The organism is Tamlana crocina (assembly GCA_040429635.1).
Taxonomy (GTDB): Bacteria; Bacteroidota; Bacteroidia; order Flavobacteriales; family Flavobacteriaceae; genus Flavisericum; species Flavisericum crocinum.
This window is the reverse complement of sequence record CP158972.1, coordinates 2,527,733-2,543,592: the sequence shown is the minus strand read 5'-3', so window position 1 is coordinate 2,543,592 and position 15,860 is coordinate 2,527,733. Positions and strand designations below refer to the sequence as shown.

14 protein-coding genes are annotated in these 15,860 nt (G+C 39.1%); 8 read left to right on the top strand and 6 right to left on the bottom strand.

The genetic code is table 11. From position 1 onward, the window contains the following. Positions 1-4: 4 nt before the first annotated feature. Positions 5-685: a LysE family transporter gene (locus ABI125_11300; protein ID XCF05309.1), complete on the top strand. Its 681-nt coding sequence runs from the start codon at positions 5-7 to the stop codon at positions 683-685. Positions 686-802: 117 nt separating this feature from the next. On the opposite strand, the gene ABI125_11295 is transcribed toward ABI125_11300, so the two are convergent. The 3 genes from ABI125_11295 to ABI125_11285 all read right to left on the bottom strand — a co-directional run bounded on the left by ABI125_11295 (position 803) and on the right by ABI125_11285 (position 3,565). Then, entirely contained in the window at positions 803-1,288 is a 486-nt protein-coding gene (locus tag ABI125_11295; protein ID XCF05308.1) for a hypothetical protein, read from the bottom strand. 259 nt (positions 1,289-1,547) lie between these two features. Next, a complete protein-coding gene (locus ABI125_11290; GenBank protein XCF05307.1) occupies positions 1,548-2,408 on the bottom strand; it encodes a hypothetical protein in 861 nt (286 codons plus the stop codon). A 116-nt stretch (positions 2,409-2,524) separates the two neighbouring features. Next, positions 2,525-3,565 (bottom strand): GMP reductase, encoded by a 1,041-nt coding sequence (locus ABI125_11285; protein XCF05306.1) that lies wholly within the window; start codon positions 3,563-3,565, stop codon positions 2,525-2,527. Positions 3,566-3,717: 152 nt separating this feature from the next. Between ABI125_11285 and ABI125_11280 the strand changes: the two genes are divergently transcribed. Next, positions 3,718-5,109, top strand: a complete 1,392-nt coding sequence (locus ABI125_11280) for a response regulator (GenBank protein ID XCF05305.1) — start codon at positions 3,718-3,720, stop codon at positions 5,107-5,109. 105 nt (positions 5,110-5,214) lie between these two features. On the opposite strand, the gene ABI125_11275 is transcribed toward ABI125_11280, so the two are convergent. Continuing rightward, a complete protein-coding gene (locus tag ABI125_11275; protein XCF05304.1) occupies positions 5,215-6,084 on the bottom strand; it encodes a lysophospholipid acyltransferase family protein in 870 nt (289 codons plus the stop codon). Positions 6,085-6,134: 50 nt separating this feature from the next. Here ABI125_11275 and ABI125_11270 point away from each other — a divergent pair, with 50 nt between their 5' ends. The 6 genes from ABI125_11270 to ABI125_11245 all read left to right on the top strand — a co-directional run bounded on the left by ABI125_11270 (position 6,135) and on the right by ABI125_11245 (position 13,970). Further along, complete coding sequence (locus tag ABI125_11270) at positions 6,135-6,785, top strand: rhomboid family intramembrane serine protease (GenBank protein XCF05303.1); 651 nt, start codon at positions 6,135-6,137, stop codon at positions 6,783-6,785. A 179-nt stretch (positions 6,786-6,964) separates the two neighbouring features. Further along, positions 6,965-9,415, top strand: a complete 2,451-nt coding sequence (gene lon / locus ABI125_11265) for an endopeptidase La (protein ID XCF05302.1) — start codon at positions 6,965-6,967, stop codon at positions 9,413-9,415. 213 nt (positions 9,416-9,628) lie between these two features. Next, the gene (porQ, locus tag ABI125_11260) at positions 9,629-10,648 is read left to right on the top strand and encodes a type IX secretion system protein PorQ (protein ID XCF05301.1); all 1,020 of its coding nucleotides are present in this window, start codon (positions 9,629-9,631) and stop codon (positions 10,646-10,648) included. 287 nt (positions 10,649-10,935) lie between these two features. Beyond that, positions 10,936-11,640 (top strand): (d)CMP kinase, encoded by a 705-nt coding sequence (cmk, locus tag ABI125_11255; protein XCF05300.1) that lies wholly within the window; start codon positions 10,936-10,938, stop codon positions 11,638-11,640. 92 nt (positions 11,641-11,732) lie between these two features. Beyond that, positions 11,733-12,962 carry a class I SAM-dependent rRNA methyltransferase gene (locus ABI125_11250; GenBank protein XCF05299.1) on the top strand — a complete coding sequence of 410 codons (1,230 nt, stop codon included), beginning with the start codon at positions 11,733-11,735 and terminating at the stop codon, positions 12,960-12,962. A gap of 60 nt (positions 12,963-13,022) precedes the next feature. Continuing rightward, a complete protein-coding gene (locus ABI125_11245; protein XCF05298.1) occupies positions 13,023-13,970 on the top strand; it encodes a nitronate monooxygenase in 948 nt (315 codons plus the stop codon). Here ABI125_11245 and ABI125_11240 read toward each other — a convergent pair. Beyond that, entirely contained in the window at positions 13,963-14,316 is a 354-nt protein-coding gene (locus ABI125_11240) for a hypothetical protein (GenBank protein XCF05297.1), read from the bottom strand. The two genes, ABI125_11245 and ABI125_11240, sit on opposite strands and share 8 nt — an antisense overlap. A 261-nt stretch (positions 14,317-14,577) precedes the next feature. Further along, positions 14,578-15,762, bottom strand: coding sequence for an MFS transporter (locus tag ABI125_11235; GenBank protein XCF05296.1), 1,185 nt, complete (start codon positions 15,760-15,762; stop codon positions 14,578-14,580). Positions 15,763-15,860 lie beyond the last annotated feature (98 nt).

Genomic DNA, 15,860 nt, shown 5'->3' with positions numbered 1-15,860 from the left:
AAATATGATTGACGATATTTTAACGGCCGTGCCATTCGGAATTATTCTTGCATTTACCATCGGGCCGGTGTTTTTTGTGCTCTTGGAAACCAGTGCTACCAAAGGGTTTAGGAGTGCTTTAATTTTTGATTTGGGCGTTATACTGGCCGATATCATTTTCATCATTATTGCCTTCTACAGTACCAACAATCTCCGTGGAAAAATAAGCAACGACCCTAATTTTCTCATTTTTGGTGGCGTGCTATTGATGGTTTACGGGGTCATTTCGTTTATGAAAACCTCAAAATCCTTTCGTGCCATTGTAAAGGAATTCCATAAAGTAGAACTTAAAAAAGGCTACGGCAAACTGTTTATAAAGGGTTTTCTGCTCAATTTTATAAATATTGGGGTATTGTTGGGGTGGCTGGGCTTTATTGTGTTGGGCGATTCGCTTACCAGTTCTGAAAACGGCAGTTTGGTTTTTATTTTCGGGATGTTGTTTTCTTATTTTGTTTGCGATATCGTTAAAATATTGATTGCTAAAAAACTGAAGGCCAAACTCACCCCACGACTCATTTTTAAAACAAAAAAAATAATAGCTATAGTCATTCTAGGCTTTGGTGTGTTGCTGTTTGTGCAAGGTGTGTTTCCAGATGCCTACGAAAAAAACAAGGAAAAATTGGAGCGCATCAGCCCGATGAATTGAGTTTTATTTATTAACATTTTGTATTATGCGCTCAATACCTTGGTTATTTTTTAAGTATTTTTAAACTGCATTTTTACTTTCACATAACCGCCATAGGGTAAAACCATTCATCAATTTTTAAATTTGTTTATAGTTCGTTTTTTCTGTTTCTGGGTCCGGCTTTTGCGGTTCGGCAGGAATGATGGGGCGTGCATGCTGTTCGAAGAATAACTGCTGAATGGAATCCATGCGTTTCATCATGTTTTTAATATGATCATCCTGATTGATAAACCCGCGTTGGAAAAAATTTCGTGGATTGAACGTGCTCGTGGAATCGCTCCCAAAAAAATCATCGAAAAACGAATCGCTGAAAATGGAATTCTGTTTAAAATGGTTTTCGAACTGCATGCGCAGACTGTCGTTAAGTTTACCGTTTGAAGAGTAACTGTACGAGTAAATGGAGTCGTATTTTATCAGGTTGCCATGCTCGTCGTACTCCTTGTTTACAGTAATGTTTTCGTCGGGCTTCACAGCGTTTTGTTCAACCTTGCCTTGTTTTTCTTGACCCGAACAATTGAAAAACAAGAGTAAAAATAACATCGGAATAATTTTAAGTGTCTTCATAGTGCTTACATTTTAAATTAAAAATTCTGCGACGTTTTGCGTCGTAGTTCCGTTGAAATTGTCATTCCCGTGAAAACGGGAATCTAAACTAATGTTTGATAATTATGTAGCAAAAAATATACCAAGGCACTGTGAAATAACGAGGTGGTTTTTAAAATGTCAGGTTGGCAGAGAGCATAAAAAAAACACCCTAAAAGTGGGCGTTTTTGTATCCTGTTTTTGAAAAATTATGGGGTTGTGCGATGGTTATCGGGGTTGGCTACCGTTTTTTTATACTGTTCAGTTGGTCAGATGTTCTATTTCTCATTCTTTCCAGAGGTTTTAAATCTTTGTCTGAAACTTTTTCGCAAATCATTTTAACTCTTTCTAATTTTTTAAGTTTGTCTAAAAATTTAAATGAATCGTATTCTTTATTTGTTTTACTTATTTGTAGGATTTTCAAATTTTCTGCATTTCCAAGATTTGATATTTGTTCAATATTAGGGATGCTGTAAGTAAAAAATACCTCAAGATTTTTGTGGTTTTTAGAAATTCCGTTAAAACTTTTTAGATATTTAAGGTAGTATAAGTGAATCTCTTTTAAAGTAGACAGGTTTTCTATTCCTTTTAATGATTTAACTGTTCCGTTTACTAATTCTAATCTAATTAAATTTTTGAGATTCGATAAAAAGGTTAAGTCATCATTTTTAAAATACCAGAGTTTACAAGAAATCAATTCAGATAATTCATTGAAGTTTTCAAATTCCACACTCCAATTCGCAGAAATTAATTTAAGTTGATTTATTAAAGAAAAATCCAATATTGCTTTTTTACATTCATCTCCAATTGTTAAAACTTGTAGATTCTTAAAAATATTTAGTCTATTAAGATTGTCGAAATTCTTTTTTATTGAGACTTCTGTAATTCCATCGCAATTAAACTTTTTTAAGATTTCAAGGTCTTTAAATTCAAAAAACTGTTCACAGATAACAATTGATTTAATTTTGTATTTTTTTAAATAGCGAAAACTTCTTTTTAGTCTTTTAGAATTAAGATATAAGCTCTTTTTTTCTGTAGCAAATAATGGATTTACATAATCCGTTTCTATTATTTTTATTCCTCTAATTTCGGTGTGTTCCATAATGTGCTACAACAATTGGCTAAACTCAATTGCGTTTAGCCCCATTATATTTATATTCGATAAATATAAGTAATAACCTAAAAGAATGTAGCCGTTTTATTAAACTTTCTGGAAAATCAAGAACTATACACTTGGTTTTCCTGTTCGTTTACGCGAATAAACGTGGTACGTTTGGTCAATTCTTTAAGCCTTGAGGCGCCCACATAAGTACAGGTACTGCGCAGGCCGCCCAAAATATCCTGTAGGGTGTTTTCAACCGAGCCTTTATAGGGCACTTCAACGGTTTTGCCTTCGCTGGCACGGTATTCGGCCACACCGCCCACATGTTTTTCCATGGCTGTAGATGAGCTCATACCGTAAAATTTCCGAAAGGGTTTGCCATTCTTTTCAATGATTTCGCCACCACTTTCATCGTGTCCGGCCAGCATACCGCCCAACATCACATAATCGGCCCCGGCACCGAAGGCTTTGGCAATATCGCCAGGCGAGGCGCACCCCCCATCGCTAATGATTTGTCCGCCCAAACCATGCGCGGCGTCGGCACATTCAATTATAGCCGACAGTTGCGGATAGCCCACACCGGTTTTAACGCGCGTGGTACACACCGAACCGGGGCCAATGCCCACTTTAACGATATCGGCACCCGCCAACAAGAGTTCTTCTACCATTTCGCCCGTAACCACATTGCCGGCAATAATCACTTTTTCGGGGTACTGCTCTCTTGTACGCTTTACAAAGTGCACAAAATGTTCGGAGTAGCCATTGGCCACATCAATGCAAATGAATTGCAATTGCGGATGCATTTTAAAAATCTCGGCCAATTTTGTCGAATCGTTTTTGCCAATGCCTGTACTTACGGCCACATAGTTTTCGGCGCCCTTGGGCAACTCTGCTAAAAACAGGCTCCAATCGTTAATGGGGTAGTGCTTGTGAATGGCGGTAAACAGTTTGTTTTTCGACAGGACTTTGGCCATATCAAAAGTGCCCACCGTGTCCATATTGGCTGCCATAATCGGGATACCTTCCCATGAAATTGGGCTGTGCAAAAACTTAAATTCCCGATTAAGGCTAACTTCCGATCGGCTTTTTAAAGTAGAGCGTTTCGGCCTGATCATAACATCTTTAAAGCCTAGTTTTATATCGTATTCTATTCGCATTTTTATGAAAGTTAAGAGAAGTGATTGATGCTTAAAGGTAGTTAAATTAAAAATATTTTTATAGGGGTTTACGTATAATAGTTTTGTAATTTTACATATTTATAAATAAGTTTGTTAAAAGCGCCAATCTAATGAATTTCCTTTCAAAATTTATGAAATCCGTAAAGGTGAAAAAGAAGCAGTCTTTTTTCATTTTTATATTTATTGCGGCTATTTTGGTGGTGGGTTATGCCGTTTTGGAGGATAAGATTTACGCGAATACGGCGGCGGCTATTTTATTCATCATCGCTGTGGCACAAGTTTTGGTTTTGCAATTTTTCTTCAAAAACCAGTTGAAAAACGACGTGGTTAAAACCAATTTAAAACAACGCATAAAGGAACTTAAGGAAGAGGTTGTAGTGGCCGATAATTTGGCGAGTGAAAAATCGGTGTATTTGGCCAATATGAGTTACGAGGTGCGCACGCCACTCAGTACCGTTTTGGGCATGATGAACATGTTGAAACAAACCGATTTGACGGCTGACCAACGCGCGCAGGTGGAGATTGCCGAATATTCATCCCAACATTTACTACAATTGGTAAATATGATTACCGATAATTCGGAAGTGGAAAATGAAGGCGTATCGTTGAATTTAACGACTATGGATTTACGTTCGGACCTCACCAAACTGTTCAAAGTGTTCGAGTACCAAGCTTGGGAAAAAGGCTTGGAATTTGAATATACCTTTTTGCCAAAAGACAACGATAAGTTTTTGCTTATTGGTGATTCGGCACGCATCCAGCAAATACTCATTAATTTAATAAACAATGCCATTAAGTTTACCCATTTGGGGAAGGTATCGGTTATTGTAGACCAATCGGTGGGTATACAAGGCGAGCAAATCATTGCCTTTTACGTGAAAGATACCGGAATAGGCATGCGTCCCAATATGGCAAAACAGGTTTTGGGCAACGCCCAACAAACACTAAACGAGCCTACTTTAAAAGATTACAGAGGGCGGGGTATTGGTTTGGCCATTTCGAATAAGCTGGTGAAAATGATGGGCGGACAATTGAAGTTGGAAAGTAAGGAGAATGAAGGCTCTACTTTTTATTTCAGCCTTCAGCTTAAAAAAACGCTCAATCTAAAACTAGAGGAGGAAATAAGCAAACCCATTTTGTTGGAAAAACTGAATGTTTTGGTGGCCGAAGATAACCGTACCAACCAAAAGGTAATTAAGTTTTTATTGGAACGCCATGGCGCCGATTGTACGTTTGCTAAAAACGGATTGGAAGCGGTGGAACTTTATAAAATCCTCGACTTTGATGTGATTTTTATGGATATTTATATGCCCGACATGGATGGCTACCAGGCTACGAAGGCCATCAAGGAAACCAAAAAGTATGATGCTAGACAAACGCCTATTATTGCGGTGTCGGCCAGTGCTTTTGAGGAGGACATCAATAACGCCAAACTCGCTGGAATAGACGACTTTTTGGCCAAACCCATTGAAGGTGAAAAGCTAAAATATTTACTACTGAAGTATTCTAAAAAGAGTGCTTAAGGCATCTATTTTCCTTGAAAATTAATCTCGCAAAGTCGCTAAGGCGCAAAGGTTTTTCACTGGTTTTTTAAGTAACCTGAAACCCGAAACCTGAAACTTTGAACCCTACACCCGATGTTTCCAACGTTTGTGTGTCCAGAAATAATATTCGGGGGCTTGGTAAATTTGTTTTTCAACTTCCCTTAGAAATATATCGGTAAGCTCGTAGTCTTTATAAATTCTTGAATCTTCCGCCAGGGTGATGATTTCAGCTTCGTAATAGCCCCGTTTTATTTTGTTCACTTTTAAATACGCGGTTGAAAAATCCAACTTTTTAGCCAAACGCTCAGCGCCCGTAAAACACGGTACTTTTATCCCCATAAAGCTGCTCCAATACACTTCTTTGCTCAACCGTGGTGATTGGTCGCTTAAAAAACCGGTGATGGATTTTGTTCCGGCCAACTCATTTTGGGTAATGGTGTGTATGGTTTCTTTTGTACTGATTAGCGTAGTGTTGTATTTCGAACGAATATCGCGAACCAATTTATCGAAATGTTTGTTGGCCAATTTTTTGTAAACCGCAAAGCCTTTAAAATTGATGTAGTTTTGCAATACGATAGACCATTCCCAACTGGCATAATGCCCAAAAATTAAAATGATGCTTTTGTTGAGTTTTTCAAGGCGTTTTAGTTCTTCCGGATTGGTGATTTTAAAGCGTTTTTCCAATTCCTTTTCAGAAATAGTCATGGTTTTGGCCATTTCCAAAAACATATCGCAAAGGTGCTTGTAGAATTTCTTTTTTATGGCCGTAATTTCCTGTTCAGTTTTCTCGGGAAAGACCAATTTTAAATTTTCGGTCACCACCTTTTTTCGGTAGCCCACAATGTAGTAGAGTAGTAGATACAGCCCATCGGAAAGCAAGTACAACAACCGAAACGGCAATTTGGAAACCATCCACAATAGCGGATAAACCAAAATATAAACTAGAAATTGCATGAATAAATTTTAGATTTGCAAATATAGACTAATTCAAACTTTTATTCCCCATGGGCAACATAGATGTCATTACCATAATTTTGATTGCAGCGAACGTCATCATTTCGTATAAAGGATTCCAGGATTACTCATTTTTTGAAAAGTATAAATTCAACGTGGGGGCGGTAAAACGCGGAGAACAGATCCGAATGTTCAGTTCGGGATTTTTACATGCCGATATGCAGCATTTACTGTTCAATATGCTAACGCTCTACTTTTTTGCCGGTGTGGTTATTACTTTGTTAAACACCACGCAGTTTGTTTTAATTTATCTGGGCAGTTTGTTGTTGGGTAATTTGTTGTCGTTATACTTCCATAAAAACGAATACCATTACAGCGCCGTTGGTGCCAGTGGAGCCGTTTCTGGGGTTATTTACGCCGCTATATTATTGCGTCCGGATATGAGTTTGTACTTGTTTTTTATCCCCATCCCCATCCCGGCGTATGTGTTTGGCATCGGTTATTTACTGTACTCCATTTACGGTATGAAAAACCGTATTGGCAATATTGGGCATGATGCGCATTTTGGAGGTGCCATTGGTGGTTACGTAATTACTTTAATTCTTTCGCCGTGGCTGTTCCAAACCAATTTGTTGATGGTGGTGTTGTTGGCCATTCCCATCGTTTTACTTTTTGTTTTGAAGAAAATGGGGAAGATGTAACCCCAAACCTCAAATTGGGTTTTGCAAAATCCAATTATGGCACAGCAATTGAATTTACTACATTAAAGAGAATAGGTATGTTCGTTTAAACCGCCTGTTTTCAGCGTTTTAAAACTTTTAGAGTTAAATTAAAAATCAAAACCATCTGTTTTTAATGACAGATTGGCTTAATATAGTATATGAAGAAATCGAATATCATGAATCTTGACAGTTTGTCATTGCAGGAGTTTGACGAAAATGCAGAATTGATTCCGTTAATGACACCCGAAGATGAAGAAGCCATAAATAACGAAGAGTTGCCCGAAACCTTGCCTATTTTATCGTTACGAAATACGGTGTTGTTTCCCGGCGTGGTCATTCCTATTACCGCCGGTCGCGACCAATCCATAAAACTGATTAACGACGCCAACAAGGGCGGAAAGGTAATTGGCGTAGTGGCCCAAAAAGATGAAAATGTAGAAAAACCTACAGCAAAAGACATCCACCCAACCGGAACGGTGGCTCGTATTTTAAGGGTTTTAAAAATGCCCGATGGCAATGTTACCGTGATAATTCAGGGAAAAAAACGCTTTCAAGTGGCCGAGGTCATTACCGAAGAGCCTTACATGAATGCCACGATTAGGGACATCCCCGAAGCAAGGCCCGCACAAAAAAATAAGGAGTTTAGCGCGATTATCGAATCGATTAAGGATTTGGCTTTGGATATCATTAAGGAAAGTCCAAATATTCCAAGTGAAGCCTCTTTCGCCATAAAAAACATTGAAAGCAATTCGTTTTTGGTGAATTTTGTGTCGTCGAATATGAACCTTTCGGTGGATGAAAAGCAAGAACTTTTAGAAATCAACGATTTAAAAGAGCGTGCTTTGGCGACTTTAAAATATATGAATGTTGAGTTCCAGAAATTGGAATTGAAAAACGATATTCAATCGAAGGTGCAAATGGATATGAGCCAACAGCAACGTGAATATTTCCTGCACCAGCAAATGAAAACCATCCAAGAAGAATTGGGGGGGGTAAGCCACGATACCGAAATTGAGGAAATGCGTATCGCAGCCCAGGAAAAAAACTGGGACGAAAAAGTAGCCAAGCATTTTGAAAAGGAAATAGCCAAAATGCAACGTATGAATCCGCAGGTGGCTGAATATTCCATTCAACGTAACTATTTAGAGCTGTTTTTGGATTTGCCTTGGAACGAGTTTAGCGAAGATAAATTCGACTTAAAACGCGCCATGAAAATCCTGAATCGCGACCATTTTGGTTTGGAAGACGTAAAAAGACGCATCATTGAATATCTAGCGGTATTGAAACTGCGAAACGATATGAAATCACCTATTTTGTGCCTTTATGGGCCTCCGGGTGTGGGTAAAACGTCGTTGGGAAAATCTATTGCCGAAGCTTTGGGGCGTGAATATGTGCGTATGTCGTTGGGCGGATTGCGAGATGAAGCCGAAATTCGTGGGCACCGAAAAACATATATTGGGGCGATGCCGGGGCGTATCATCCAAAGTCTAAAAAAAGCGGGCACATCAAACCCCGTGTTTGTATTGGATGAAATCGATAAACTTTCCAATTCGCATCAAGGCGATCCGTCGTCAGCGATGTTAGAAGTATTGGATCCCGAGCAAAACAGTGAGTTTTACGACAATTTCTTAGAAATGGGCTACGACCTCTCTAAAGTGATGTTTATTGCCACTTCAAATAGCTTATCGACTATTCAGCCGGCATTGCTCGACCGAATGGAAATTATAAACGTAACGGGCTATACCATTGAAGAAAAGGTTGAAATTGCCAAGCAGCACTTGTTGCCAAAGCAGTTGAAAGAGCACGGATTGTCTTCCAAAGATCTAAAAATTGGTAAGCCACAATTGGAAAAAATTGTTGAAGGCTACACGCGCGAATCGGGTGTTCGTGGTTTGGAAAAGCAAATTGCCAAAATGGTACGTTTTGCGGCCAAAAACATTGCCATGGAAGAGGAATACAATATTAAAGTAACCAACGAAGATATTGTTGAAGTTTTAGGCGGACCAAAATTGGAGCGCGATAAATACGAAAACAATAATGTGGCTGGCGTGGTAACAGGTTTGGCTTGGACCCGTGTTGGTGGTGATATTCTGTTTATCGAATCCATTTTATCAAAAGGAAAAGGAGCGATGACCGTTACCGGAAATTTAGGTAAAGTGATGAAGGAATCGGCTACCATTGCCATGGAATACATCAAATCGAACGCCGAGGAATTTGGTATCGACCCAACAGCATTCGATAAATACAATGTACACATCCACGTGCCTGAAGGCGCTACGCCAAAGGACGGGCCAAGTGCAGGGGTAACGATGTTAACCTCGTTGGTATCATTGTTCACACAGAAGAAAGTGAAGAAGAGCATCGCCATGACAGGCGAAATTACCCTTCGAGGAAAAGTGCTTCCCGTTGGTGGTATCAAAGAAAAGATTTTGGCGGCCAAGCGAGCCAGAATCAAAGAAATTTTATTGTGTGAAGATAACCGCCGCGATATTGAGGAAATCAAACCAGAGTATTTAAAAGGTTTGACGTTCCATTATGTATCCGATATGAGTGAGGTCATAGAATTAGCCCTTACTAACCAAAAGGTTAAAAACGCCAAGAATATTTAAAGTTTGCAGACTGTTTAAAAAGGTCGTCATTCCGAACAAAGTGAATGAATCTTAAAAAATCAAGCCAATGATTATGAGATTACTTCGAAATATAAATTTCTCGTAATGACGTTTACATGTTACCTTTTTTAAACAGTCTGTTTTTTTATGTTCTAAAATAAAATATACGTACCGCCGTTTTAAGATAGATTTGCTTTCTTTGTGTTCGTAAATATGCTGAAACCATTCGTCTTATTTTTTAGCCTCACATTAACCACTTTAGCTTGGGCACAGGTTGGGGGAGAGCATACCTATCAGTTTTTGAATTTGGTATCGTCGCCCCGTCAAGCAGCTTTGGGCGGAAAGGTTTTAACTAATGTGGACTACGATGTTACGCAAGCCCTATTTAATCCAGCGACCATAAATATTGAAATGGATAACCAGTTGGCGTTGAATTACACCAGTTATTTGGGCGGTATTGGTTACGGAACGGCCGCTTATGCTTATACCGTTGACAGGCGTACACAAACCTTCCATGGTGGCATCACTTACATTAATTATGGTTCATTTGAAGGTTATGATGAGGACGGAAATTCAACAGGAACGTTCAGCGGAAGCGAAACGGCACTGTCATTGGGTTATGCTACTCAAATCGGCTATTCCAATTTTTATTTCGGAGGGAACTTAAAACTCATCACTTCAAAACTGGAGCAGTATGGCTCCTTTGGTACGGCGGTCGATTTGGGTTTGATTTATATTAATGAATATCTGGATTTTAATGCCGCTTTGGTGGTTCGGAATTTGGGATCGCAGATTACAACATACGCAGGACTTAATGAGCCTTTGCCTTTCGAGGTAGCTTTTGGCATGTCGCAACTTATGGAAAATGTGCCCATCCGTTGGCATGTTACTTTAGATAATTTACAGGAATGGCCCATTTCCAGACCAAACCCAGCACGAACTACCAGTGATTTGTCTGGAAATTCAACCGAAGAAAAAATTGGATTTATTGGTCAGGTGATTCGCCATACTATTGTTGGTGCTGAAATTTTTCCCGAGGGTGGATTCAATATCCGTTTAGGATATAATTTTAGACGCGGCGAGGATTTACGTATTTTAGACCAACGTAATTTTTCGGGGCTTTCGGCAGGTATTTCCATAAAAATGAATAAAATGCGTTTTAGTTATACGCATGCCAAATATACCAGCGCCGCCAATTCGAATTTCTTTGGTCTGCAGATTGATTTGCAGTAGAAAACTTTTAATCGAAAAGAATTCCCCGCATGTTTGCATTCGGGGGGGAATTGTCATTCCCGTGAAATCGAAGATTCATGATTTCAAAAATTTAGAATAGATACCAATGAATAAAACGGGAATCTAAATAATCGAATTTCGGTTCTTGATTCTATAGCCAAAATGAAATCAGCTAAATACTCCTGTGGCTTGCCCTGGGGATAGTTGGTTTCAAGAAATTCTTTTATTATCCCAATATTTTACATCCTTAAGCATTTTAAGTATTTTTGGCACTTCAAAATTAAAGCATGCAAAAAATTACCATTGCCATCGACGGATTTTCGTCCACTGGAAAAAGTACCGTTGCCAAACAGTTGGCTAAACATTTAGGCTACGTATACGTTGATACAGGGGCGATGTATCGCGCGGTGACGCTTTATGCCATGCAAAACGGATTAATTGATGCCGATTCTTTTAAAGTGGAAACCTTGGTAGACCGTTTACCGGAAATTAATATCAGTTTTAAGTTTAATGCCGAATTGGGTTTTGCTGAAGTATATTTGAACGGCATGAATATTGAAAAAGACATCCGAACTTTGGAGGTTTCCAGTTATGTGAGTAAAGTGGCTGCTATTTCTGAAGTGCGCCAAAAATTGGTGGAACAACAGCAAAAAATGGGTGCCGATAAAGGCGTGGTGATGGATGGTCGTGATATTGGCACCGTGGTATTTCCCGATGCAGAGTTGAAGTTGTTTATGACGGCAACAGCCGAAACCCGTGCACAACGCCGTTTTAAGGAATTGATAGAGCGAGGTGATAAGGTGGAATACGAAGATGTTTTAAAAAATGTAAAGGAACGCGATTATATTGATTCTAACCGTGAAGATTCGCCATTGGTAAAAGCAGGCGATGCCATTGAAATCGACAATTCGGACCTGACTTTAGAGGAGCAATTCGAAAAAATCCTTCAGTTGGTCAAATCGGTTATTGGGAATGGTAATTATAATGGATAGACAAATTTCAGTCAGTTTAAATGAGTTCCATATGGTTATTTGTAAATTCACCCGAAAAAAGATTTACTTTTTAACTAGCTTAATTTATTGAAATGCCATTTTCATTAAGTCTTAAATCTAATTGCCAATCCAAACGTTTGGCCGTAAAACTCAATGCCAAAGGCGAACAGTTTGTTTTAAAAGGCCATCCGTGGGTTTTTTCAAAAAGTATTGTAAAAATAAATGATGATGCCAAAACGGGCGATTTGGCTATAGTTTTCAGTAAGAATAAAAACCGTGTAATGGGTTTGGGGTTGTACGATGCACAGTCTCCTATTCGAATAAAAATGCTCCATAGCGGTATCGATAAGGTAGAAATCAACGAAACTTTTTTTCAAAAGAAAATAAAGGAAGCATTTCAGAAAAGAAGCCCATTACTAAAAACAAACACGAATAGTTATCGTTTGTTATTCGGTGAAAACGATGGTTTTCCGGGGTTGATAGCCGATGTATATGCTAAAGTTTTGGTAGTAAAACTGTATTCTGAAATATGGTTGCCGTATTTGGAAGTACTGCTTCCCATTTTACAAAGTACCGCAAAAGCTGAAACGGTTGTAATTAGGCTGAGCAGGGCGCTTCAAAATTCAAAAAACCATAAGTTAAAAGATGGCGAGGTAGTTTACGGCACGCTTGAAAACGACGTGGTACGGTTTGTAGAACATGGCGTAAATTTCTCAGCCAATGTGATTAAAGGGCATAAAACAGGTTATTTTTTAGATCACCGAGCCAACCGAAAGCAAGTAGGTAAGTGCAGCAAAAATAAAAGTGTTTTAGATGTATTTAGTTACGCAGGCGGCTTTTCGGTACATGCATTGGCCAATGGCGCCAAAGAAGTCACTAGTTTAGATATTAGTAAACAAGCGCTTGAAATTGCCATTGAAAACGGCAAACTCAATACCTATTCGGGCGTACATAAAACCATTGCAGGCGATGCTTTTGAAGAATTAAATAAACTCATTAAAAAGCGCGTAACATTCGATGTGGTGGTAATCGACCCACCAAGTTTTGCAAAACAAGCTTCGGAAATCGATTTGGCCAAAAAGAAATACGCCCAACTTGCCCAATTGGGTGAAAAATTAACAGCAAAAAATGGACTTTTGGTATTGGCTTCATGTTCATCCCGAGTGGTTTCGCAAGCGTTTTTCGATATCAATAATCAGGCGCTATTGACTTCCGGTCGTCCATTTAAAATGATTCTTCAAACGCATCACGATATGGATCACCCTGTCGGGTTTCCCGAAGGCGCCTATCTCAAGTGTGGATATTATCGGTTTTCAAATTAAATAGAGTCGCTGTTATGCGTGCATAATATTTGTTATATTTGTTGAAGTCAAGTTCAATAAATGGAAACACGCCTTACTCAACTTCTCGATATTAATTATCCTATTATTCAAGCGCCAATGTTTTTGGTTTCTAATGTAGCCATGGTAAAAGAAGCGATGCATTGCGGTATTGCCGGTTGCATTCCCGCTTTAAATTACCGTACAGTGGACGAATTACGAATAGCAATCAGGGAATTAAAAGCAGCCAAACCAAAAGGCGGTTCGTTTGGGTTTAACCTTATTGTTAACAGATCGAATGTAAAATATAAAGGGCAATTGGAAGCCATTTGCGAAGAAGGTTGCGATTTTATTATCACTTCGCTTGGAAGCCCTGAAGAAACCATTAAACGGGCGCGCCAAGTTGGCATTAAAGTGTTTTGCGATGTGGTGGATTTAAAGTTTGCAAAAAAGGTCGAAACATTAGGTGCCGATGCCATAATTGCTGTTAACAATGAAGCCGGAGGGCACCGAGGGAATTTATCGCCCGAGGATTTAATAAAAGAATTGAAAATGCACTGCAGCATTCCTGTTATTTCTGCCGGAGGCGTAGGAAACAAAGCCGAGGTTGATAAAATGCTAGGATATGGCGCCGACGGCGTTTCGGTGGGAAGTCCGTTTATCGCTTCAGAAGAGGCCAATGTTACCAAAGACTACAAGCAAGCGTGCGTAAATTACGGTGCCAATGATATTGTAATGACCGAGCGTATTTCGGGAACACCCTGCACCGTTATCAATACGCCTTATGTTCAAAAAATAGGAACCAAAGCCACATGGCTTGAAAACATCTTGAACAAAAATAAAAAACTGAAAAAGTGGGTAAAAATGATTCGTTTTGCCATTGGTATTCGTGCTACCGAAAAAGCGGCAAAACAGGCTACTTACAAAACCGTATGGGTGGCGGGCCCCAGTATTGAGCACACTAATAAAATTCTACCGACTAAAGAAATTGTTAGGCGACTGATTAGTTGACCAATGCCACGGCTTTCTTTTTCTTTTTATTGCCAATAAAAAGATTCAAAGTGGTGCTCATAAACAATCCGCCAGCGGTAGTAGCAACAATTTCACCTGTGTCAAACCGTTCATTTTGGCCAAGGTCAATAGCCTCTTTTGCTATACCGGCTAAAGCAGAAGCGCCCAAACTATACCAAAAAGCTTTTTTCTTGTTTTTGGTAGCCAAATAAACCACAGTATAAGACATTCCAGAAACTAAAGCTCCTGCTCCTAAATGTAGTTTGTCATCCGCAGAAATGAATTGGGCGTTACAAATAAGTATATTAGAAAAAAATAATAGCAAAAGGGTTAAAATTAGTTTCATAAGTTTACCAAAAATGTTTTTGAAGTTTTAAAGTAACTAAATGGTTTTTTAACAGCAAAATATGATGTTTAATTATCTATTAACTCCGATAAAATGTATATATCCTTAAAAGAATTTGGTGTTGAAAGACGGATTGCCAAGGTGTTTTTGAGTGTGAGTGAGCCACTACAGATTTCCAATCAAAAAGTTTTATAAGAGAATAATTTTTTTAACTATTGTCTTATTCCCTGGCTAATTAATTACTTTTTAGACACCCATTTTTTATGAGTAACAGGTTTTTAACTCACTTTTCTTTCGTTTTTGCTGTTGCCTTAAAGCGATAATTCCGAAGGCAATAATAACGCCTACAGAAGCCATAGCAGCGCCAATCCAATCGGCCGACGTGTAACCGAAGCCCATAGCAATGGGTATGCCGGCAAAGTACGCTCCGGTGGCGTTCCCAATGTTAAACGCACTTTGGTTAAGCGACGACCCCAAAGTTTCCGAACCTTTTGATGCATTGATGATAGCCACCTGAATAGGGGTGGAGAGGCAAAAGGTTATCGTACCGATAATAAAGGTCATAACCAAAACCATAATTTTGTCTGAAGCCAAATAGGTATTGAGGCCCAAACAAATTACCATAAAAATGAGGGTAATAATGATGGCATTGATTGGCGAAAATTTTTCGGCCAGTTTGGCACCAATAAAATTTCCGATAAACATGCCCAATCCGGCCAAAATCATAGCCAGCGATACCATTTCCTTTGGGTGTCCTGCAACATCGGTAATCAAAGGCGCAATGTAGCTGTACCACGCAAAGAATCCGCCCGTACCAATGGTGGTCAATAAAATAATCAACCACAATTCCAACCGTCTAAAAATTTTAAATTCTTCAATAAAACGGGTTTCCGAAGATTTTTTCAACTCTGGCATCCAAAATTTAACGCTTAAAACTGCCAGAATGCCAACAATGCCAACCATTAGAAACGAAACGTTCCAATTGAAACCTTTTCCTAAATATGTGCCCAATGGAACCCCCAAAAGGTTAGCGATGGTTAATCCACTAAACATAATGGCAATGCCTTGTGCCTGTTTTCCGGGTTTGGAAAGTTTGCCCGCTACCACAGCCCCAATACCAAAAAAAGCACCGTGGGGTAAGCCGGATAAAAATCGTAAAATCAAAAATTGATAATAACCGTTGGCGAAAGCCGAAAGGGTATTGAAAACTGTAAACCACAGCATAAGTGCCAAAAGTACTTTGTGGGCGGGCCATTTGCTGCCAATTCCCGTTAAGGTTGGTGCGCCAATCACAACGCCCAAAGCGTATGCCGAAATAAAATGTCCGGCTTGGGGGATACTGATATTGAATGCCGTAGCCACCTCGGGCAAAATACCCATAATTACGAATTCTGTTAACCCAATGCCAAAACCGCCAATGGCTAATGATAGTAATGCTTTGTTCATAAGCGTTCAAAGATTTAGAAACGACAAAAATACACGCCAATGCATTAATTGAACGCTTGCTGAATGATAAATAAAAGTTAATTCAGAAATCGGTAAAA

What these genes read in the sequence shown, in the direction of transcription:
- ABI125_11235 (XCF05296.1), bottom strand. Translation starts at nt 15,762, where the DNA reads ATGAACAAAGCATTACTATCATTAGCCATTGGCGGTTTTGGCATTGGG.
- ABI125_11280 (XCF05305.1), top strand. Translation starts at nt 3,718, where the DNA reads ATGAAATCCGTAAAGGTGAAAAAGAAGCAGTCTTTTTTCATTTTTATA.
- ABI125_11275 (XCF05304.1), bottom strand. Translation starts at nt 6,084, where the DNA reads ATGCAATTTCTAGTTTATATTTTGGTTTATCCGCTATTGTGGATGGTT.
- ABI125_11270 (XCF05303.1), top strand. Translation starts at nt 6,135, where the DNA reads ATGGGCAACATAGATGTCATTACCATAATTTTGATTGCAGCGAACGTC.
- ABI125_11290 (XCF05307.1), bottom strand. Translation starts at nt 2,408, where the DNA reads ATGGAACACACCGAAATTAGAGGAATAAAAATAATAGAAACGGATTAT.
- ABI125_11300 (XCF05309.1), top strand. Translation starts at nt 5, where the DNA reads ATGATTGACGATATTTTAACGGCCGTGCCATTCGGAATTATTCTTGCA.
- lon (XCF05302.1), top strand. Translation starts at nt 6,965, where the DNA reads ATGAAGAAATCGAATATCATGAATCTTGACAGTTTGTCATTGCAGGAG.
- porQ (XCF05301.1), top strand. Translation starts at nt 9,629, where the DNA reads ATGCTGAAACCATTCGTCTTATTTTTTAGCCTCACATTAACCACTTTA.
- ABI125_11295 (XCF05308.1), bottom strand. Translation starts at nt 1,288, where the DNA reads ATGAAGACACTTAAAATTATTCCGATGTTATTTTTACTCTTGTTTTTC.
- ABI125_11240 (XCF05297.1), bottom strand. Translation starts at nt 14,316, where the DNA reads ATGAAACTAATTTTAACCCTTTTGCTATTATTTTTTTCTAATATACTT.
- ABI125_11285 (XCF05306.1), bottom strand. Translation starts at nt 3,565, where the DNA reads ATGCGAATAGAATACGATATAAAACTAGGCTTTAAAGATGTTATGATC.
- cmk (XCF05300.1), top strand. Translation starts at nt 10,936, where the DNA reads ATGCAAAAAATTACCATTGCCATCGACGGATTTTCGTCCACTGGAAAA.
- ABI125_11245 (XCF05298.1), top strand. Translation starts at nt 13,023, where the DNA reads ATGGAAACACGCCTTACTCAACTTCTCGATATTAATTATCCTATTATT.
- ABI125_11250 (XCF05299.1), top strand. Translation starts at nt 11,733, where the DNA reads ATGCCATTTTCATTAAGTCTTAAATCTAATTGCCAATCCAAACGTTTG.